Origin of the sequence: uncultured Tateyamaria sp. (assembly GCF_947503045.1) — a bacterium.
GTDB lineage: Bacteria > Pseudomonadota > Alphaproteobacteria > Rhodobacterales > Rhodobacteraceae > Tateyamaria.
On record NZ_CANNCF010000001.1, the window covers coordinates 1,095,056 to 1,115,416 of the forward strand.

Annotated in this window: 15 protein-coding genes; 5 read left to right on the forward strand and 10 right to left on the reverse strand. The window is 60.8% G+C overall.

The features are described from left to right. Positions 1-111 precede the first annotated feature (111 nt). The 5 genes from Q1A89_RS05600 to Q1A89_RS05620 form a co-directional block, all read right to left on the reverse strand. On the reverse strand, positions 112-1,122 hold the full coding sequence (locus Q1A89_RS05600) for a hypothetical protein (protein ID WP_299724755.1): 1,011 nt from the start codon (positions 1,120-1,122) through the stop codon (positions 112-114). Between the two features lie 72 nt (positions 1,123-1,194). After that, positions 1,195-1,458: a hypothetical protein gene (locus Q1A89_RS05605; protein WP_299724757.1), complete on the reverse strand. Its 264-nt coding sequence runs from the start codon at positions 1,456-1,458 to the stop codon at positions 1,195-1,197. Continuing rightward, a complete protein-coding gene (locus Q1A89_RS05610) occupies positions 1,455-2,210 on the reverse strand; it encodes a hypothetical protein (RefSeq protein WP_299724759.1) in 756 nt (251 codons plus the stop codon). The genes Q1A89_RS05605 and Q1A89_RS05610 overlap by 4 nt, the downstream gene beginning before the upstream one ends. Continuing rightward, positions 2,207-3,274 carry a Rieske 2Fe-2S domain-containing protein gene (locus Q1A89_RS05615; RefSeq protein WP_299724761.1) on the reverse strand — a complete coding sequence of 356 codons (1,068 nt, stop codon included), beginning with the start codon at positions 3,272-3,274 and terminating at the stop codon, positions 2,207-2,209. Before Q1A89_RS05615 ends, Q1A89_RS05610 begins: the two co-directional genes overlap by 4 nt. Then, entirely contained in the window at positions 3,271-3,642 is a 372-nt protein-coding gene (locus Q1A89_RS05620; protein ID WP_299724763.1) for a hypothetical protein, read from the reverse strand. Before Q1A89_RS05620 ends, Q1A89_RS05615 begins: the two co-directional genes overlap by 4 nt. A 302-nt stretch (positions 3,643-3,944) precedes the next feature. On the opposite strand from Q1A89_RS05620, the gene Q1A89_RS05625 reads away from it, so the two are divergent. From Q1A89_RS05625 to Q1A89_RS05640, 4 genes are all read left to right on the forward strand, one after another. Then, complete coding sequence (locus Q1A89_RS05625; protein ID WP_299724765.1) at positions 3,945-4,910, forward strand: glycine betaine ABC transporter substrate-binding protein; 966 nt, start codon at positions 3,945-3,947, stop codon at positions 4,908-4,910. Between the two features lie 89 nt (positions 4,911-4,999). Then, entirely contained in the window at positions 5,000-6,034 is a 1,035-nt protein-coding gene (locus Q1A89_RS05630; protein WP_299724767.1) for an ABC transporter permease subunit, read from the forward strand. A gap of 11 nt (positions 6,035-6,045) precedes the next feature. Further along, positions 6,046-7,083 (forward strand): betaine/proline/choline family ABC transporter ATP-binding protein, encoded by a 1,038-nt coding sequence (locus Q1A89_RS05635; RefSeq protein ID WP_299724769.1) that lies wholly within the window; start codon positions 6,046-6,048, stop codon positions 7,081-7,083. Positions 7,084-7,214: 131 nt separating this feature from the next. Next, the gene (locus Q1A89_RS05640; RefSeq protein WP_299724771.1) at positions 7,215-9,938 is read left to right on the forward strand and encodes a patatin-like phospholipase family protein; all 2,724 of its coding nucleotides are present in this window, start codon (positions 7,215-7,217) and stop codon (positions 9,936-9,938) included. 19 nt (positions 9,939-9,957) lie between these two features. On the opposite strand, the gene Q1A89_RS05645 is transcribed toward Q1A89_RS05640, so the two are convergent. From Q1A89_RS05645 to Q1A89_RS05660, 4 genes are all read right to left on the reverse strand, one after another. Further along, the gene (locus Q1A89_RS05645) at positions 9,958-11,853 is read right to left on the reverse strand and encodes a HEAT repeat domain-containing protein (protein WP_299724773.1); all 1,896 of its coding nucleotides are present in this window, start codon (positions 11,851-11,853) and stop codon (positions 9,958-9,960) included. Then, positions 11,850-13,787, reverse strand: a complete 1,938-nt coding sequence (locus Q1A89_RS05650) for a hypothetical protein (protein WP_299724775.1) — start codon at positions 13,785-13,787, stop codon at positions 11,850-11,852. Before Q1A89_RS05650 ends, Q1A89_RS05645 begins: the two co-directional genes overlap by 4 nt. A 56-nt stretch (positions 13,788-13,843) precedes the next feature. Next, entirely contained in the window at positions 13,844-15,583 is a 1,740-nt protein-coding gene (locus Q1A89_RS05655) for a toll/interleukin-1 receptor domain-containing protein (RefSeq protein ID WP_299724777.1), read from the reverse strand. 150 nt (positions 15,584-15,733) lie between these two features. After that, positions 15,734-16,636, reverse strand: a complete 903-nt coding sequence (locus Q1A89_RS05660; RefSeq protein ID WP_299724779.1) for a peptidoglycan-binding protein — start codon at positions 16,634-16,636, stop codon at positions 15,734-15,736. A 215-nt stretch (positions 16,637-16,851) separates the two neighbouring features. Between Q1A89_RS05660 and Q1A89_RS05665 the strand changes: the two genes are divergently transcribed. After that, on the forward strand, positions 16,852-18,531 hold the full coding sequence (locus Q1A89_RS05665; RefSeq protein WP_299724781.1) for an adenylate/guanylate cyclase domain-containing protein: 1,680 nt from the start codon (positions 16,852-16,854) through the stop codon (positions 18,529-18,531). Between the two features lie 4 nt (positions 18,532-18,535). Here Q1A89_RS05665 and araD read toward each other — a convergent pair whose 3' ends face one another. Next, positions 18,536-20,266, reverse strand: a complete 1,731-nt coding sequence (araD, locus tag Q1A89_RS05670; RefSeq protein ID WP_299724783.1) for an L-arabinonate dehydratase — start codon at positions 20,264-20,266, stop codon at positions 18,536-18,538. Between the last annotated feature and the right edge of the window lie 95 nt (positions 20,267-20,361).

A 20,361-nucleotide genomic window follows, 5' to 3' on the forward strand; every position in this document is an offset into this window, starting at 1 on the left:
GCTCCACCAAAGGTTTTAATTAACTCGCCAGTCAAATAACATTTGCGCGTCAGTTTTTCACCCGCGTAAATTGAATTGATCGCGGATTCCGAATTTTACGTCGCGTCACATCTAGCGCATCCAGAATCCGTTGGACTTGATGCGGTTTCGGATCGCCTGTTCCCGGCGGGGCATGGCGTTCTGATCGAACAGGGCGCGCACCTTTGCGCCGCGTCCCTGAAAGACCATGCGCTTGATCGGATCGTAGCCTTTGAGCACTTTTTTGATCTTGTTGGGGCTGCAAACCTCTTCGAGCGTGTCGATGACAGTTTGTTTTTCGCGCGCGTAAAGCAGCGGGAACAGGCGGTAGTGACAACTGACGGGCCCGTCGAGATAGGCATGTACATCGCTGTTGCGCCCGCCGCCTAGGCTGTGGATGACCAGCGGCAGCGCCACCTGATCCAGCCACGGGTCAAGCGACTGGCAGACCAGCGCATCAGGCGGCGTGTCGCGGATATGCAGCGCGTATTCAAGAAACCTTTCGCCAAAGACATGCGGGCATTTGCCAAAGAAATAGCCCGCATTGAAATAGAGATATCGCTTCCAGTATTCGTCCGGCTCGCTCAGATCGAGGCTGCTTTCGAAATCGAGATCGAAGGCGTCATATAACGATTTCCAGATTTCGGTATAGCCGGGTCCATAAAGTTCCAATTTCGGCCACGTGTCGGTGCGCCGCATCGAGGCACTGGGCCGCGCGAAATCGAATGGGACATCGGCCAGTTCGCCGGTGATCAGTGTGTCGCTGTCAAAGAATACGAACGGTTCTCCCTTGGGCAAGGCGGAGAGCATTTCGATCTTATTGCCGGGGGGATAGGTCTGGCCGAAGTGTTTGGACTGAAACGGCACAATTTCCGCACCCTGTTCGGCCAGCGCGTCGCGCACGTCCACCGCATCGATACGCGGATCCTTGGGCCACAAGGGTCCAGGCTGGGGTTCGCAGATCAGCACCCGTCCTTTGAACTTGGGACTTTTGGCGCGCAGGGACGTCACGAACAGCAACGCTTCATAGCTCAGCCGTCCGGATTGGCCGACAAGCGCCACGTTAAACGGTTTTGCCGCCTTTTTTGCGGGTTTGCGTGCCATGTTCGCCTGCTCTGAATTCTTTGTCTTTGGCGCAACTATACAATCATAAGTATTCCGATAAAGCCTCGATCTCTATTCCGGCGGCGGGTTCAGCCGGTCGTAGAGTTTTTGCAGCACTGTCAGCACCAGAAAGGCGCCAACCGCCCAGATCAGCAGTTCGAAGGGGGCGAAATCCGTACCCCGCAGCCATTGACCCACAAGGCTGCCCTGCGGACGCAGCGCCTCGATCCCGAACAACCCGCTGCGCGGCCAGAGCGACAGGGTCCAGAACCGCGAGAGGTAAAAGAACACGGCCGCCACCACGAGTACAAAAGCCATCCAGATCAGGCGTTTCATGGCGTCACCTTGATTGTGTCGGTGTCGATTTCCCAGACCAGCAGGTCGCCGCGTCTGGTGATTTCGCCCTCGGCTGTGATGAATTGCGCCACATAGTCATAGGCCGCGCGGGGCAGGCGGGTGCCGTCCGGGCCGGTCACCAGCAGGAATTCTTCGCCCAGAACGGGCTGGGACGACACGAAAATGGGCGGCACATCCCCCAAGAGGCACAAATTCGCACAAGCCTTGTGCGCAAGTCCCCGCCCGGGACGCATCGCACCTGCGAGACACTTTCCGTCGCAAATCTCGCCGGTCAACTGCCAGCGGCCCTGCGGTTCGGCGACTATCTCGGGCGCGTCACCTTCGGCAGCCTTGAGCCCGTTGCGCCCTCCGCGCAACTGCATCATGTAAAGGTCGCCACGTTCGAGGATGATACCGGACACTTCGGCCAGTTGCCCGTTCAGCGGCATTGCGCGGCTGTCGACACCGGATTTGCCACCTGCCGTCATCATGAAACTGTCGCCCGGTTTGATCCGGTCATTGCCTTTTGTGACATGGATCACCGGGTAGGGGGTCATTTCCACCACGCCCGTTACCGTCTGGCGACCATAGTCAAAGCGGAACGCGCCGGGGCCGGGATCGTCCTGAGTCACACCCATGATATATCCGGCCGCCGCCAGACCACCGATCAGCACCACGCAGACCGACAGCAGGAAGATGCGCAAAGGGCCGGGGACGGGCAGGTAGCCGACGAAAAAGGGCTTGTCGCTCATGCGGGCTCTCCTTGCGGCAGGGGGGTGGCTTCGGGCAGGGGCAGGGGGTCGACATAGGTGCCCGGCGGATTGGCGTCCGGGTGCACCTCGACAACGCCATCCTCAAGGCGCAGGCGGTAGGTCGGCACCATTTCGGTGAACGGCGCAGGCGAGCGGCCCGAGCGCACGTCATATTGGAACCCGTGCCACGGGCAGGTCACAAGGCAGTCGATCACGCGTCCCTCGCCCAAGGGGCCGTTCTGGTGCGCGCAGGCGTTCGAGATGGCCGACAACTGTCCCTCCATCAGATAGACAGCGACGCGGTCGCCGTTGGGCAGGCGGGTGATCTTGGCAAAGCCTTCGCGAAAGGCCTCTGGGCGCGCCACTTTGATCCAGGCGCCGTCGCGGGCGGCGGCATCGCCACGTTCCGACCACCAGGCCGCAAGGTGCAACACAATCACCGCCGCTGCCCCGACAAGGAACATCGCGGTGAACACGTGGTTTTGCTGGTCCTGCAGAATGCCGAGGCTGATATGGGCCGCAACCGAGAAATAGGCCGCATAGATCAGGTAATGCAGCCGTTTCCAAACGGGCGGTGTGAGGAACTTGAGCCAGAAATCATGGCTGGTCGTGGCCAGAACCAGCAGGCAGATCAGGGCGAAAATCCCAAAGAGTTCAAAGGGAAAGCCCGCGATCTGGCCAAAGCTGGAATTTGCATAAAGCAGGCCGACATATTTATTCGAACTGGAAAAGGCGAAGTACCAGTTGAGGATATATCCCGCATGGGTGATCGCCACAAAGGTGGTCATGACGCCGAAATGTCGCCGGTTGTAGAGCAGCGGCAGGAACCGCCTGTTCAGCCGCGCGGCAGGGCCGATGCACAGAATGATCGTCAGCATCACAAAAGCACAGGCCCCAAAGGCCCGGGCGTTGTGGATCTGCGGGTTGATGGCTGGCTCGTAGCTGAGGACCTCGGGCGTGATGTAAAGAAAGATCCACAGAAAGGCGGCGACCCCGGCGAGCATCACGCCGTCATAGATCCACTTGTTCCGGTTCCACTGAACGGGGGTATATTTGACGCTCATTGGCTGTCACCGGTGCTGAGCTGCACGGGCTCTGCGTCGGCAGGCCAGGTCTGGCGCACAGCAAAGCCGGTGATGACAACGGCGACAATGGCGATGCTCATCGCGATGACGGACACGCCATACCATCCTCGCACGGCACGGTAACGACCAGCCCATCCTGCGGCCTCGGTTTCGATCTGCCACCAGCGCCACAGCACGATGGGCCAGATCAGCAAGACGCCGGGGATCAACAGAGGACGAAAGATGTAGGCACCACGGGCATCCTCGTCGATGCGATCCATACCGATGGTCAGAAACACAGCCGCCACAAGGCCGCCGATGATGCCCCATGTTTGCATTGCCATAACAAGGGCCTGTGCAGCATCCATGCGGCGGTTCTCCAGTTTTGTCTTTTGTTCCAGTGCTGCGGCGACCCTAACAAGGGGATCGGCCGGGGCAAAGTGCAGAAGTCGCGGATTTTCGCGCAGGGTGGCAATTGTGATCTTGCGCAGAGGCCGACGCCAGCCCGGATGTCGGCACGCTGTTTCGGGTGCCGCTGCGGCAGGATTTGACCCGGGATGGTGTCGCAGCCACCCAAAAAACGGCGCAATTGCACTGGTCCCGGCGTGTTTTATTGGTTTATCAAAGCGCATCACCAAACAAATACAGCCAAAAAACAGGGAACAAGATCATGAAAAAGCTCGCTTTTGCCGCCACATTGATGATGGGGACGTCTGCGGCCTCCATCGCCGCCGCCGATTGTGGCGAAGTGTCGATCACCGAAATGGACTGGGCTTCGTCGGCCGTTGTGACCTATGTCGCCAAGTTCCTGCTGGAGCAGGGTTATGGGTGCGCGGTCAGCACTGTGCCCACCACAACGGAGCCTGCGATGGCCTCGGTCGCCGAAACTGGACAACCCGATATCCTGACCGAGCTTTGGACCAGCTACACCTCGGTTTATGAAGAGTTGCGCGAGGCAGGCAAGCTGGTCGAACTGAGCAAGGTGCTTTCCGATGGCGGCGTCGAGGCATGGTGGATCCCCGCCTATCTCGCCGAGGCCCACCCCGAACTGACCACCCTTGAAGGCATCAAGGCCAATCCCGAACTGGTTGGCGGACGCTTCCATGACTGCCCGTCGGGCTGGGGCTGCGACATCACCAACCATAACAACTTCAAGGCCGCAGGCCTCGATCAGGCGGGTGTCGAACGCTTCCAGCATGGATCGGGCGAGACGCTGGCCACCGCTATCGCCGCTGCGGCTGAGGCCAAGGAGCCATGGTTCGGTTATTACTGGGCGCCCACATCCGTGTTGGGCAAGTACCCGATGGTGCAGGTTGAAATGCCCGCCTATGACGCCGACACCCATATCTGCAACGGGCTTGAGGATTGCGCCACGCCGGGCCTGTCCGCCTATCCCGTCTCGAACGTGGTGACGGCCGCAACGCAGGCCTTTGTCGACCGCGAGCCCGATGCGGCGGCTCTGATGCAAAACCTCACCTTCACCAACGCCCAGATGGGTGACGTGCTGGCATGGCAGGAAAACAACCAGGCCTCTTACGAAGAGGCGGCGGTCTATTTCCTGACCACCTACAAGGACACCTGGGGTGGCTGGCTGAACGATGAGGCCCGCGAAAAGCTGGCAGCCCTGCTGCAATAAGCGCCACGACACCAGCCCTGCGCGCCACACATTTGGTGCGCAGGGTTCAACAACAAGCCCGATAACGGGCGCTGGGACGGGAACATTCCATGGCGCGCTATGACGCTTTTTTCGACACGCTCGGGCTTCGTGACTGGTGCGATGCGGACAAGACCGACGCGCCTTTGTCCATGGCTCAACTTCTCGCGCAGGCCCAGGGCGATGGCGGAGAGGTGGAGACACCGGGGCTGCCTTTTCCGTCGCTGGATGAGTTGCATCAGGCCTGCTCCAAGATCGGCCAGACCCGTGATCTGACCGAGGGGCTGGAAAACGGATTCCTGTCGATCCGGTCCGAATTGAAATACGTCCTCGACCCGATCACGCAGCCCCTGTCATGGATGCTGGACGGCACGCTGTTTGTATTTGAGTCCGCGCCGTGGTGGGTGATGATGCCCGCGCTTTTGCTGCTCACATGGTTTGTCAGCCGCTCGCGTGCGGTAACGTGGTTTGTCACCTTTGTGCTGCTGTTTTTTGCCTTCATCGACCACTACGAAGTGGCGATGCAGACGCTGGCCATCGTCTTTGTCTGTACCGGCATTTCCGTGGCCTTTGGCGTGCCCATTGGTATCGGAATGAGCAAATCGGACACCGCGCAACGCAGTATTGTCCCGCTGCTTGACCTGCTGCAGACTTTGCCGACCTTTGTCTATCTGATCCCGTTGATTTTCCTGTTTCCTGTCACGGAATCAAAGCTTTATGGCATTGCCATCATCCTTTACGCGATCGTCCCCGTCATCCGTCTAACCGATCTGGGCATACGGCTGGTCGACAAGGACGTGATCGAGGCGGCCAACGCCTTTGGCCTGACCTCGTGGCAAAAACTGACGCGGGTGGAACTCCCCCTGGCCCTGCCCAACATCATGGCGGGCGTGAACCAGACCATCATGATGAGCCTTGCGATGGTTGTGATCGCCTCGCTTGTGTCGGCCCCCGGACTGGGTGTGCTGGTGCTGCGTGGCATCCGGGCGCTGGATCTGGGCGTGGGGATTGTAGCGGGCCTCGGCATTGTGCTGCTGGCCGTGGTCCTTGACCGGGTGTCCAAGGCGGCCCTCAACCGCGTCGATACGCGCGCGAAAACGAAATAGGAGGCCGAGCCATGACACCCAAAGTCTCCATTCGCGGTCTTTACAAGATCTTTGGTGCCGACGCCAAATCCCTTGTGCCGCTTGTGCAGGGGGGTATGGACAAGGCCACGCTCTTGGATCAGCACCGCCACGTGTTGGGCTTGCAGGACATCAATGTCGATATGCAGCCCGGTGAAATCACAGTGATCATGGGCCTGTCGGGTTCGGGCAAGTCCACGCTGATCCGCCACCTCAACCGGCTGATTGACCCCACTGCGGGCGAAATTCTGGTTGATGGCACGGATGTGATGTCGCTGGACGGCGATGCACTGCGCCAAATGCGGCAAAAACGCATGTCGATGGTGTTTCAGAAATTCGCGCTGTTGCCGCACAAGACGGTGCTGGAAAACGCCCAACTTCCCCTCAGCGTGCAGGGCGCCGAGCGAAAGCAGCAGGATGAAGAGGGGCGCAAATGGCTGGCCCGCGTTGGTCTGGATGGGTTCGAGGGACGCTATCCCGCGCAACTGTCCGGCGGCATGCAGCAGCGGGTGGGTATTGCGCGCGCGCTGACGGCCAATACCGATATCATGCTGATGGACGAGGCGTTCTCGGCCCTTGATCCGCTCATTCGCACCGACATGCAGAACCTGCTCTTGGAACTGCAGAAAGAATTGCAAAAGACCATCATCTTTATCACCCATGATCTCGATGAGGCGCTGAAACTCGCCGACCACCTCGTGATCCTCAAGGACGGCGCGGTGGTGCAGCAGGGCGAGCCGCAAGGCATCCTGCTCAACCCGGCTGATCCCTACATCGAAGACTTTGTCAGCGACATCAACCGCGCCCGCGTGCTGCGGGTGCGGTCGGTCATGCGCCCGCTCAGCCGGGACAGTTTTGACGGGGATGTGGCGGCCAATTCGAACCTCGAGGATATGATCGGCCTCTCGGATGGCGACACAAGCCTGACCTACCGGGTGATGGACGGGGACGAGGCTGTAGGCCAGCTCGATATGAAGGACCTGGTCAAGGCGCTGGTGCCTCGGGTTTCGGGGCAGGACACCGCTGCCTGAACGTGCGCACGCACAAGACGACATTGACGCGCATCCCCTTTCCGGCAACTCTGGGTTGGCGTAGCAGCATGCCGGGATTTAGCCGGTGACAGCCTGCATGTGCGCCTCATTTGAGACCAAGGAATTGAGATATGTGCGCTGCCAAGCCCCCGAATGTTCCCACCGGTCCTGACGCTGTCGCCGCGCACAAGTTCCTGACCGAAATCCTGACCCGCGTCGCCACGCAACGCCTGCATTTCAGCGAAGGCGATGAAAAGGTCGCTCTCGACAGCCTTTACGAGCTGTTTGGGCTCGCCCGCAAGACGATCTCGGACAATGTCGGCTGCACCGAGTTCTCAGAGGTGACAGTCGCGTTTTTGAATGGCGACTTTCGCGCCTTCATGGCCAAATGGCATCGCAAACGTCTGGCGGGAGAGTTGGACACCCGCGACGGGGCGGTCGAGTTCCGCACTGCCCTGCGCGGCATTCAGGACGAATTCCGTGCCTTTGCCAAAGTGCTGCACAAGATGGCGCACGGCCCGGACCTGCCCGACTTCCCCCCCGATCGCAATGACAAGGCCTTTCCAGACGCGCCGCTGGTCTTTGGCATTCCAAAGAACCCAAAGGAAGGGATGGTCCCACAGGAACACGGCGACCGGAATCCCATCCATATCGTGGATCGCATCAACGCCTCCGAGGCCGAGGCCATCACCAAACGTCGTGCCCGGTTTACGCCACCCCCTCCCGACGAAGACAAGGGGCCGCTTACAGATGTGGCTGGATTGGCGCTCTCGGGGGGCGGAATCCGCTCGGCCAGTTTCAGCCTTGGGGTGGCGCAGGTGTTGGCAAAGCATTCCAAGATCATGAACAGCATCGACCTGATGTCGACGGTTAGCGGGGGTGGATTCACCGGCGCGTTCCTCTCGCGCCGTATCGCCGATGGTGGCACAGAAGCTGTGGCCAACCCCGAGGGGCCGGATACAGAGGCGGTGCGCTATCTGCGCCAGCGGGCCAACTACCTCACCACCGGCAATGCCATGATCACGCTGGGTCTGATGTTCAACCTGCTGGCTGGCATGATCCTGAACTGGACGGCCCCGGCGGCGCTGATCGCGGTGCTGGTGTCGGTCATGCATCTGCTTGAGGTGTTTGATCTACCGGCCATGGCGCTGGGTCTGCTGGCGAGTGTGTGCCTCGCCGTGACGGCCACGACGCTGTTGATGGCCCCGTATTCGCTTGGGCGGGTTCGGGATTTCGGCATCTGGTTCTTTTCGCTCAGCGCAGGCGGGTTGCTGGCCATGCTGCTATTCAAATTCGACTACCAGAATCTGGTTCTGTTCAGCGCGGTGTCAGCCGGTGTCGCCTTTGTGACCTATGCATGGCTGCCCTACAGTCTGGGCCGATTACGCCTTGGGGCGATGTGGTTCTTTTCTCTGGCCGCTGCGTTCCTGTTGGCGCTGTTCCTCGTGGATCAGGGTTACCAGTTGTTTGAGACTATGGTCGAGAACGAGTGGGCGGTGACAAGCGCCTCTTTGGCCACGGTTGCGGCGGCCCTTCCGGCCATATCGCGGGTGTTGCCGATGCTGGGGCAGGCCTGGGTGCGCATGATCGGCAACCGGATCGTGATGACCATCGCCTCCATCGCCGTGCCGTTGCTGGCGCTCATGGCGGGCTATGCGCTGTATTACCTCGGGACGAGCACTGAGTTCGGGGTGCCTATGGCCTTTCTGGACGCACAGATCAAACCCGGTTTGACAGTGGTGCTGATCATCGCGGCGGGCCTTGTCGTGACCGCGCTGGGCGTGATCAACATCAATGCGACGGGACCGCACTGGCTCTATCGCCAGCAACTGGCCAACACCTTTGTGCGGCTGGATCAGAACGGATCAACGGATGTGCCTCTGTCCGATCTCGACCCAGAGCAAAAGGCGCCTTACCTGCTGCTCAACGCCGTGGTGAACCTGCCCAACTCCGAACGGATCGAGATGCGCGAACGACGCGGGGATTTCTTTGTGTTTTCAAAGAATTGGTGCGGCTCTCCGGTGACGGGGTATCGGCCCACCGGCCACTGGCTGCGCTGGCCCAAGACCAAGCTTGACCTTGCCACGGCCGTGGCCACCTCGGGCGCTGCGGTGGCACCGCATATGGCACTGTTGTCGATGTCTTCGGCGCGCGCGCTTTTGTCATTCCTCAACATCCGCCTCGGGTTCTGGGTGCGTCGTCCAAGCCTTGACCAGACGGGTCCCGTGGGGACGGGCGGGCGACCTGGGGCGTGGATGCTGCTGCGCGAAATGCTTGGCTTTGCCATGGATGAAAAGCGAGAGTGGATGATGCTGACGGATGGCGCGCATCTGGAAAACTCGGCCATCTACGAGTTGCTGCGCCGTCGCTGCAAATTCATCGTGGCCGTCGATGCAAGTGCCGAGAAGGATGGCAGCTTTCGCACCATCCTCACGCTTGTGCGTCATGCGGGCGTCGATTTTGGCGTGCGCATCCACACCGACCTCAAGGAGTTGCGCGCAGACCCCGAAACCGGGTTGTCGCGTGCCCATGGCGGGCTGTGCGAGATCGACTATCCGGGGGTCGACGGCCAGCCAGCGGGCAAGGGGCTGCTGCTGATCATGAAACTGTCCATGACCGGCAACGAAAGCGAGTTGGTCAATGCCTACCGCCACGCCAATCCCGCCTTTCCCAATGTCTCGACCGCCGATCAGTTCTTTGACGAGCACCAGTTCGAGGCCTTTCGCCAGCTGGGCGCGCACGCGGCGCAGTCCATGTTGGAGCCTGCCCTCGTGGGCGATGGCGGCGAGGTGAGCAGCGTCGCGGACTGGCTCACACGGCTCTATCAGCGCATTCCGCCTGATCTGGATCGGTGATGGGTGCGGCAGTGCTGCCTTAGTCGTCGTCATTCAACGGGGCTGCGTTCGGCGCCCATTTAAGTTCGACCATGAACACCAGATCGGCAGCCTCCCGGGCCACGCCGCTGCGGGCGGTCATGTTCAGTGGCATGTAGGTGTTCATCACGTAAGCGATCTTCGTCTGGAAATGAGCGATGATATCGACAAAGTCGACCGTCCGTTTCTGCATATCCGCAATGAGAATGGTTTCGCCTTTCGCGATCTCCTGTTGAAACAGTTCCGGGTCGCGCCATGGGCGTTCGTCGATTTCTACTCCGTTCACCCAGATCACCAACTCGGTCACGCGCCCATTGCGCATGGCAGTCACCGACAGGTCCAGTTCGCCCTCGCTGTCAGCAGTCATGACCACCCTGTCGGACCGCTTGAATTCAAAGAACTCGCTGATGGCCACAGGTCCGGCCGCCTCGACACGATCCGCCAGGAGATAAACTTCGCCCGCCCGTTCTTCGAAAACGCCTGATAGGTCGCCGGGCATTTCCGGCCGGTAAACCGCGTTCAGAAGATCATCCGCCAGCTCGCGCAATCGGCGTGCGGATGGCCCGTCTTCGATCTCGTCCACGATGTTCTGGACATCAAGAACCAGTTGGCGGTTCTTGCCATCCGTTTCCAATTGTTCCCTGAGATGGCTCAGGTTCTCGACGACCAGTTTTTCCCATGCCCGCATCAGCGTACGGGCGGATTCCTTGGCCTTCAGGTCCTCGGGGCTGGCTTGGCGCAAGGCAATCGGTATCGCTTCGCCACGCCCCGGTGGGGACAGACCCGAACCGGGCGCAAGGGTCACAATGGCCATGAAGACCACCGCCAACCCGGCTAGCGACATCCACAGCACCTTGTTGTAAAACAGCGAGTGTTTCGTCTCGCCGGTATGCCTGACCTGATTGCCGAAACTGCCTTTGTGGATCGCCATGAACAGCGCAATCGGCACCGTGAACAGAAGAAATCCGCTCATGGTTTCGCCGTAGTCATACCAGTCCGGCTCGATCGCATCGAATATCCACAGCAGGCAGGAATAGACCAGTATCAACACGCCGAGGGTCACCAGACACAAAAGCAGCGGATAGGCCACGCGTTGCCGAATTCGCGTTGCAACGTTGAGCGCGAGGCGCACAAAGAACAGCGGGACGACGACGTAAAGGATCACGGGCCAATAGAATTCACTGTCCAGTGGTTCACCGACGATCCAGGCAAACAGCGTGACCAAGACAATGGGAATGACCGAGAATTTGACCACCGACATCGCATCCACATAGGCAATCACGCTGCGTCGGAAGGCCAGCGTGGGCGGGGCAAAGACCGTGGCCAGCGGAACACCGATGAACAACACACAGCCAATGGCCGCAAAAGGCCCGACGATGTAGATGTCCTCGTCAGGATTGTCGATCAACAGCCAACCCACGAACAAGGTCAGCACAACCGCCATGATCATTGCGATCAGCAATTGTCGGTTCAGTATCCGCGCCATGAACCCGAATTCGTTCTTGCGCGAAAACAGCAGTTGGCGGTTGAGTTTGCGTGTGGCGCGCGCCTCCTGCCACCAGTTTCCAAAGCCAGCAAACAGCGAGGTGTCCGTGCCCTTTGCGACCCGGTCCGCGCTGCGCACCCAGTTCAGGATGTGAGGCTTGCCTTTTTGTGGTGCAAAGCGCTGGGCGAGGGTGGGCTGGACGGCCTGCAATTGGGCCGGGCTCAGGGTTGTGATCTGGTCCGTCGCACAGGCGTTGACCTGCGGGTCGTCGTCTTGCATCGCAAGATCAAGCAGCAGTTCAGCCGCCTCCGGCGTGCCATCTGCCACCAGCGCGTCGCACAGGTTGCGCCGCACGGCCGGATCATCGGCGTTCGCGTATTGCTGCATGATGGAAAGGACGTTGCTGCTCATGCGACATCCTCTTGGTCTTCATCCGTCTTGGAGCCGCGCCGCAAAGTTGCCTGACGGATCGAAAACAGTTTCTGGAACCCTTCGACGGACAGCCCTTTCTGGATGGCCGCGTGGATCACGAGGTCCACGACTTCGGGGGTCCAGTGGCAGCGATCCGCGTTTTCGAGCAACGCGACCACCGCGTTGCGGGTCAGGTTCTCGGCCCGTTGGGCAAGGTCAACGTCGGCTTTGTCCCCGCGCGTGGCAAAGGCGTTTGCCACCGACCGCTGGGCAAAGCGGAACAGCTTTTCGGATGGATTGACGTGATGCACGATTTCCGACTGCAGCGGATCGATCAGGAATTCATGCGCGATTTCCACAAATTGGCTACCCATGCGGGCCTCTTGACGGACAATGCCGCTGGCCTGCATGTCAAGGATCAGAGCGGCCCGCTTGCTTGCATCGCGCAGCGCACCACCAACAAGAGTGCTGTATTCCACCACGTTGCGCTTGCTGCTTTGGGTCAACAGGTCCGACAGCATGTCGAGGATTTCGAGCTGGTCTGCGCGTTCGAACGTGTCGAGGATTTCCTTGAAATACTCCTGCTGAATCCGAACCGTGCCACCGGTCTTCTTCATGAAGTCGTCATAGGAAATTTGCGGAATGGACTTGCCCGGGTGGTGCGTCAGCTCGGCCCCGAACAGCTGCCAGATCTTGTCACAGACGATCTGGATATGGGCCGGTTCGACAAACCGGTCCTCTTTCTTGAGCGCGTTGATCACTTCGCCATAGATTTCGTCGCCATAACTGTAGCCAAAGGCCTCGGCGGGGTTCTGGATGGCGGCGCGCGCATCGTTGATGGTGAGATAATCCAGCCGGTAGCGCGAAGTTTGCCGCTTGGACGCAATATCGGGGACGGCGGCAAGCTGGCCGATATACTCGTCGCGCATCGACAGAACGACCGAGATCGGCAGCACCGTGCCGTGCGGTCCAATCGGTTTCAGCAGGCGGCGCAGCTCATCAAAGAAACTGGGGCGCAGCCGCCAGTCGGGCTTGTCCTCTTCGGCCACGCCGGGCTGGGCGTCATCGGTATAAAGCGTAAAGATCTGTTCGAACTGGTCGATGACCAGGCACAGCGCATACCCCGCCTGATGATCCGCCCATTTCTCGCAGAAGTGTTTGAAAAATTGCACGAATCCGAATTCGGGCAGGTCCAGGATTTCGATCCACTCGCGATGGGCCGCACGGGCGTGGGGCGAGTCCATGAGCGTATGAATCTCGCGCAAGGTGGCGCCTTTCCAAAGGTCGTCCTCGATGCCTTGGCCGATCTCGTCCAAGGAAAAGAACATGCGGAAATGGCGCCAATAGGCGCGGATATCCATGGTCCCGGCCAGCAGTTTGCAAAAGAAAGGCGTCGTGCGCCCGCCGCGATGGCGGTATTCGTCGAACGAAAGCTTGCTGACCTCAAAGGCGGCCAGCAGGTTGCGCCGGGCCGGGTTCTCACTTTCGATGGCGTCAAAACGCTCGAGCACCGCTTCGAGCGGTTGGTCGGCAAGGTCGGGGTCGAATTCCAGCATCGCCGCAATTGCATCGGCCTCGCATTCGGGGGGCGGGATCAGTTGCAGGATCGAGGCCACGCGCACGGCCTCAAGCGGGTCGCTTTGCGGGGTCAGGCGCACCGTGTGAATGCCGGTTTCCTCGATCCGCGGGATCACGCGGGCATTGAGGATCGAGGTTTTCCCGGCCCCTGACTGCGCATGCAGAATGCACAGCTGACCCTTGAGGAACAGCGAGGCCATCTCGCGTTCTTCGCGCACACGCCCGAAAAACAGCGGTGAATCCTCGAACTGGTAGCTGTCGGTGCCCTTGTAGGGTTCTTCGCCGACTGTGGCGCGGGTGTATTCCAGCTTCAGTTTCTCGGCCCGTGCGCCATAACCCTCAGGCGGGGCGCGCAAACCATCCAGGCGCCCTCGCTTTGGCGCGCTTGGCGGTGCGGGGGCCTCGGGGTTCATCAGGCTGTCTGCGCCATCGAGGGCGCAGTGCCTTTTGGTTCAAACTCCTTTTCCAACGCCCGTAAAAACGCTTCCTGCCCGGGTTTGACCTCGATGAGGTTCAGGGTGCTTGCATGGTGTTTGAGGTTGTCGCGCATGGCTTCTTCCATCTGCAAAAGCCAGCCGTCCCGGAACCGCTTGGTCAGCCCCTCGCGCGCGCGCGGCACCACGTAGCGGTTGATACGCGTGGCGCGGAAGGGCACCCGCCAGACGGCTTCGGCGGCCTGTTGCACTTCGGTCAGCAAAAACGACGTACCAAACACCACGGAGGGCGCGATTTTGAGCCGTTCTTCGACCGCGGATGGCACCAAATCCTCGATCCGGGTCAGTTCAAACAGTTGTTCGTTGTTTACGACGCAACTGTCATCGACATCGATGGAGCCGTGGTATTTGAACAGGATGCAGCCTTCCATGTCGTCAAAACTCAGATCGCGCGCAGTCGAGGGCTGGGTGTAATCGTCCACCCCGCCGCGGTAGCCCTGGCGTGTGGAACTGGCATAGCGGTTGGCGTTTTCGGGCAAGGCGTCGGCGAGAAAGTTAAGCGCCTGTTCTTCGGCATCATCCCCGTCGCGCGGAAGGATCAGCGGCTGGCTGTCTTCGTCGAACGCATCGCTCAGGATCAGGGTTTCACCCTGAATTTGCGAACGCACGCTTTGGATGATCAGACAGTCGGGCAGCTTGACGGTCACCCGCGTGAAGTCCACGCCGTGATACATCATGTGCCATTCGAGGTTGGTGCCAAAGTTCGTGGTAAAGATCATCGGGGCAGGGGTGCGCCGTCGCCGCGTTGTCTCGGCCGTTTCCAGAAGCAATCTCAGCACTTTGGCCAACTGGTCGTAAAAACCGCTGTTGCGCTTTTGCCTTGTGTTGAGAATGGTTTTGAGGCGTGACTGCACAAGGCGGGAATCCCCTTTGCCCATGGACAGCCAACTGGCCACCAGTTCCAGCGGCAACACACCGGAATCCTCGTCGTCCTGGGGCAAGAAATCGCCTTTTTCCTTGATCAGATGCGCGACCTCCCACGGGCTGGGTTCACCGGATTCCGGCCAGCGCAGGTTCTGCTCCTGACCAAAATCCTCGCCCGAGGGCGCTTCCATCCCGGTCAGCGGGCCGATCAGAAAGTTCAGCCCGAATTGGCGCACATCGCGGCGCAATTGTTCGGGGATGCCGTGATAGGGGTCTTCTTCGGTCGCGGCGGCATCATGACGGTTCTGGCGCGATCGGTGTGCGGGTTGTGCAACGGGGCCGCTGCCGTCGCCGGCATCACGTGGCGGCAAATTGCGCTCGCCGCGTACCCGGTCCACGACCCGCAGGATTTTCTGGATGGGTACGGTGTCTTCAAGGTGACTGAAGATGATAGGTGGAAAGCTGCGGAACCGCGCCCCCGGATCGGCAGGCGTGGCACCTGGCAGGATGACGGTGATCAGTGAGAACTTGGAATCAATGGCGAAATTGAACCCCATATCCAGTTCAAAATTCTGATATCGCCCGACCCCGGCAGGCCCCCAACAGCCTGCAAACACAAGCGTTTTGTCAAAGGCGGCATCGATTTCCGAACCGGCAATGCGGTCGTTTTCCATGTCCTGATCGTCAAAGAACACAGAACACCCGGCCTCGGTCAACGCTGTGCAAAGGGCGCGTGCGGCAGGTTTGTCTCTGGAGTTGTGCGACAGGAATACGTCGTAAAAATCTGCAGTCATTATACTCAGCGGTCCAAATAATATTTCAACCCTAGGCAGAAGGTTAATGCAGATTAACGGATTTGCACAGCCCTCAGTGCGGACAGGTGCTGATCAAAAGGCAAAACCGGAGGCCGCATACCGAGCGCGTGCACGAGTGCTGCAGCACCGTCAGGGGTTCCACGTGGTCGGAATGCCAAGGTTGGGTTTGCGGTTGTTCAGCGCGTCGATATAGGCGTCCATATTGTGGTTGAGCCCACCCCTTGGCGATTTGTGGCGCAGAATACTTGTCTGGCCCATCCGGTGAAAACTGCTGGGCAGAAAGCAGACGATATCGTCATCGCGGCAGATCGACAGCGACAACTCTTCCAGCGCAATCGGACCGTTGGATTTGCGCGGCCGTGGCGCGGCAAAGCCGATGGCAGGCGTCGCCCAGGTCTTGGACAGGATCTGCGCCGAGGCCGCGCCCAGGGAATGGCCAATGATCATCGTTGGCCAGTCGTTGGGGTCATCCCCGATCCAGGTGCGGATCTTGTTGGCGTGCTGAAAGAACCCCTGATGCCAGACCGTGCGCGAAAACCCGAGCCGCGTGCGGGTGTCCACCTTTTGCCGCTTGGCCTCTTGCCGAAAGGACAGCTTGCGTTTGCCGACGCCCCAAAGCCGCAGGTTAAAGCGCAAATAATCGTTCAGTGAATTGCTGCCCGGGATCAGCAGGCAGCGGTTGTTAAGCATATAGGCTTCGACCCCGGGCTTCGTGCAGCGCTTGGTGACGTGCAGCCCGTAAGTGGTCTTGATCAGCGTATCGCCCGCCGTCGCGTGGCGCGGGTGCAGCTTGTAGGCCGCGGCCGCCATATGTGCGGCGGTCATGACGGACATCGCATGGGGCCGTCGGTTGCCGAACAGTGCGCGATAGGTCTGGCTGCCCACGACACCGTCCACCACCAACCCGGCGCGCCGTTGAAAGGCCCGCACCGCCGCGTCCGTCTTGGCCCCCCAGACCCCGTCGATGGGGCCGGGCGTGTAGCCCAGCGTGGTCAGGCGGCGCTGTATGCTTTTCCAGTCTCTGGCTGACAAGGTGCGTGTCTCCTGCAGGTGGGTCCGGTGAACTCTATGGGCGCTTTCCCCGTCGTGCAACGTATGGTCGTGCTGTCCGAATGCGCCCGGCGCACAGGCCCAAACTGTAGTTCTGCGCCCCCCACATGTGCGTTAAATCTTGCGTGCCTGTCCAAATGTGGTCACTCTGCCGGTGGGGAAATGTGGCCAATCCACTTTGGCACCGGGGGTACATTATGCAACGCAGTCTGGCTGCCGTCCTTGTCGCGGATGTGGCGGGCTATTCCGAGTTGATGGGCGACAATGCCGAGGCCACGCTGAGCGCCCTCAAACGCCTTCGGACCGAGATTTTTCGCCCCGCTGTCGCCTCGCGCAGTGGCCGTGTGGTCAAAAGCATGGGGGATGGCTGGATCGTGCTGTTTTCCGCAGCGGCGGATGCGGCGACATGCGCGCTGCAGATACAGGAGTTGCTGGCCACTGACCCGACCCATCATGACCCCAAGATGCTGCTGCGTCTGGGCGTGCATTTGGGTGATGTGATCGAAGATGAGGAAGACGTGTTCGGCGATGGTGTGAATGTCGCCGCCCGTCTCGAGGAATTTGCCCGCCCTGGCACCATAGCCATATCGGATGCGGTGTTTGGCAGCCTTGATGGCACGCTGCGCCCCTCCTTTGACGATGCGGGCGAGCGGCTGCTCAAGAACATCGCCAAGCCCGTGCGCGTGTGGACCGGCGGCAGTGCCCCCGACGCCTCTTATGCAGGGGCGGCCAAGGCCGACCGGCCTCACGTGGTCATCCAGCCTGTGCAAACCTCGGACACCCGCACCGAGGTGATCGAGCTTGCGGACGCCCTTACGGGCGATGTGCTGACCTATCTCGGCGCCACGCACTGGCTGTCGGTGACCAGCGGAGCCAGCCATGATCACGCCTATTCCCTGACCTCGCGCCTGCGGGCCAGTGGCGCGCGCTTGCGCCTTGAAGTGCGCCTTGTTGGCCCCATGGGGGCCGAGTTGTGGGCGACCAAGATCGACGGCGATATGGAAGATGCCTTTGACTGGCAGGACAGCACGGGCGAAACCCTTGTCTCGCATGTGCTGGCGGCCGTGTTCGATGCTGAGCGGCGTGTGCTCGACAAGCTGAGCCTGCCCGAGATGAGCGCCAATCAGTGCGAATTGCGCGGCCAACTGGCGCTCGATCATCTGGACCCCGAGGCCTTTGCCGCAGCACTCACCTATTCCAGTGCAGCCATCGAAAAAGATCCCGCATCTGCGCCTGCACTGGCGCTCGCGTTGGTGTCCTACCTGTCGGCGGCTGTGATGGGCTTTGACAGCGTCACCGCCCCATATGCCCGTTCGATCCCGAAATGGTGTGCGGCTGCGGCACCGCTGGCCCCTGATCACGCACATCTGCATCTTGCCCTTGGCGTTACCGCTTATGCCGAGGCGCGCGACCCGGTCACCTTGCGCAAGATCATCGACAAGGCCCTGCGCCAATCCTCATCCGACTATGTGACGCTGGTGCTGAGCGGTTGGGCCTATGTCTGGATCGGCGATCACCGCGCGGCCGTCGACTGCCTGTCCAAGGCCTGGACCTTTGGCCGTCAAAGCCCGTGGTCGCTGGCGATCAAGGGCGGGCTTGCCTTTGCCTCGCTGCAGACGGGCGATGATGCAGGCGCGATTGCCCATGCCCGCGAGGGGCTGGAGACAAGCGCGGACTACGCGACGCTGCACCGGGTGTTGGCGGCGGCCCATGCCCATCAGGGCGAGGAAGAGGCCGCACAGGCCGCACTGGCCGCAGCCTTGGCCGCCGACCCGCAGGATTCCATCCGCGCGATCCGGGCGCGCAACCTTTTTGCCGATTATGACAGCGGCAATCGCTATCTGGACGGGCTGCGCTTGGCGGGAATGCCGGAATAGAGCGCTAGTGGATGTCGGGTTCCGGCACCGGCGCGCCGAACCCGGTTTCGAGATAGTCGAAATCACAGCCCTTGTCGGCCTGCTGGATATGACGCGCAAACATCCAGCCATATCCGCGCTGATAGCGTGGGGCAGGGGCGGTCCAGGCGGCGCGGCGTTCGTCCAGTTCCGTATCGCTCAGTTGCACGTTCAGGGTCCGGTTGGGCACATCCAGTTCGATGATGTCCCCCGTCTTGATCAGCGCCAGCGGCCCGCCGATGAATGCCTCGGGTGCGACATGCAGGATGCAGGCCCCGAAGGACGTGCCTGACATCCGCGCATCCGACAGGCGCACCATGTCGCGCAGACCCAGTTTCAGCAGGGCCTTGGGCATCGGGATCATGCCCCATTCGGGCATGCCCGGCCCGCCCTGAGGTCCTGCATTCCTCAGCACCAGCACGCTGTCGGGGGTCATGGGATAGTCTTCGTCGTTGATGATCTCCTTAAGCGCCTCATAGCTGTCAGCCACGATGGCGGGCCCTGTGTGCGTCTGGAATTTGGGGTCCATGGCGGCGGGTTTGATCACCGCCCCGTCGGGCGCAAGATTGCCGCGCAGCACGGCGAGCGATCCTTCGGCGTAGACCGGGTTGGTGAGGGGTCGGATGACGTCAATGTTGAAGTTTTTTGCGTGCGCAATGTCCTCGCCCAGCGTCTTGCCGGTCACGGTTGTGACGGACAAATCAAGCTTGTCCCCCAGCTCCTGCATCAAGGCAGGCAAGCCGCCTGCATAGAAAAAGTCCTCCATCAGGTATTCGGTGCCTGAGGGGCGGATATTGGCGATGACGGGCGTGGTGCGCCCCACCGCGTCGATATCATCAAGACCCAGCGGCACACCGGCACGCCGTGCCATTGCGATGAGGTGAATGATCGCGTTGGTCGAACAGCCTGTGGCCATGGCAACGGTGACCGCGTTGCGGGTGGCGGCTTGGGTGATGATCTTGTTTGGCGTCAGATCCTCCCAGACCATGTCGACGATGCGTCGCCCGCAGGCCGCGGCCATGCGCTTGTGCCCTGCATCCGGGGCCGGGATCGACGAGGCCCCGGGCAGGGTCAGCCCGAACCCTTCGGCAATCGACATCATGGTCGAGGCGGTGCCCATGGTCATGCAGGTGCCGTAGGAACGCGCGATACCGCCCTGTACACCCTCCCATTCCGCCGCGCCAATGTTGCCTGCACGCCGCTCGTCCCAGTATTTCCACACATCCGTGCCCGAGCCGAGCTTTTGCCCCGCGTAGTTTCCCCTTAGCATCGCGCCCGCAGGCATGAAGATCATCGGCAGCCCCATGGACACCGCGCCCATGACCAGCGCCGGAGTGGATTTGTCACACCCCCCCATCAGCACCACGCCGTCGACGGGATGGCTGCGCAGGGTCTCTTCGACCTCGATGGCACCGAGATTGCGGTAGAGCATCGAAGTTGGTTTCAGGAACTGTTCGGCAAAGTCGTGCACGGGCAGCTCGGCAGGCGTGCCCCCAGCCTGCAGGATGCCGCGTTTCACCCATTCGGCGCGGTCGCGCAGGTGGTGATGGCAGGGGGACAGGTCCGACCACGTGTTGATGATGGCGATGACCGGCTTGCCGTTCCAATCTTCGCCGGTCCAGCCCATCTGGGCCGCGCGGCTGCGATGGCCCATGGAACGCAGATCATCCGGGGCGAACCAACGGGCGGAACGCAGGTCTTTGGCATCTTTGGGCATGGGCGTACGGGTCCGTTTCTTATTCTGGGCACAGGGCCTGCGCCTCAGGCTAGCACCTTGCCCGCAGCCTTGCCACAGCGCTGCAACCACCTGCT

Excerpts from the sequence above, each read along its gene's own strand:
- Q1A89_RS05600 (WP_299724755.1), bottom strand. The coding sequence starts at position 1,122 with ATGGCACGCAAACCCGCAAAAAAGGCGGCAAAACCGTTTAACGTGGCG.
- Q1A89_RS05605 (WP_299724757.1), bottom strand. The coding sequence starts at position 1,458 with ATGAAACGCCTGATCTGGATGGCTTTTGTACTCGTGGTGGCGGCCGTG.
- Q1A89_RS05610 (WP_299724759.1), bottom strand. The coding sequence starts at position 2,210 with ATGAGCGACAAGCCCTTTTTCGTCGGCTACCTGCCCGTCCCCGGCCCT.
- Q1A89_RS05615 (WP_299724761.1), bottom strand. The coding sequence starts at position 3,274 with ATGAGCGTCAAATATACCCCCGTTCAGTGGAACCGGAACAAGTGGATC.
- Q1A89_RS05620 (WP_299724763.1), bottom strand. The coding sequence starts at position 3,642 with ATGGATGCTGCACAGGCCCTTGTTATGGCAATGCAAACATGGGGCATC.
- Q1A89_RS05625 (WP_299724765.1), top strand. The coding sequence starts at position 3,945 with ATGAAAAAGCTCGCTTTTGCCGCCACATTGATGATGGGGACGTCTGCG.
- Q1A89_RS05630 (WP_299724767.1), top strand. The coding sequence starts at position 5,000 with ATGGCGCGCTATGACGCTTTTTTCGACACGCTCGGGCTTCGTGACTGG.
- Q1A89_RS05635 (WP_299724769.1), top strand. The coding sequence starts at position 6,046 with ATGACACCCAAAGTCTCCATTCGCGGTCTTTACAAGATCTTTGGTGCC.
- Q1A89_RS05640 (WP_299724771.1), top strand. The coding sequence starts at position 7,215 with ATGTGCGCTGCCAAGCCCCCGAATGTTCCCACCGGTCCTGACGCTGTC.
- Q1A89_RS05645 (WP_299724773.1), bottom strand. The coding sequence starts at position 11,853 with ATGAGCAGCAACGTCCTTTCCATCATGCAGCAATACGCGAACGCCGAT.
- Q1A89_RS05655 (WP_299724777.1), bottom strand. The coding sequence starts at position 15,583 with ATGACTGCAGATTTTTACGACGTATTCCTGTCGCACAACTCCAGAGAC.
- Q1A89_RS05665 (WP_299724781.1), top strand. The coding sequence starts at position 16,852 with ATGCAACGCAGTCTGGCTGCCGTCCTTGTCGCGGATGTGGCGGGCTAT.
- araD (WP_299724783.1), bottom strand. The coding sequence starts at position 20,266 with ATGCCCAAAGATGCCAAAGACCTGCGTTCCGCCCGTTGGTTCGCCCCG.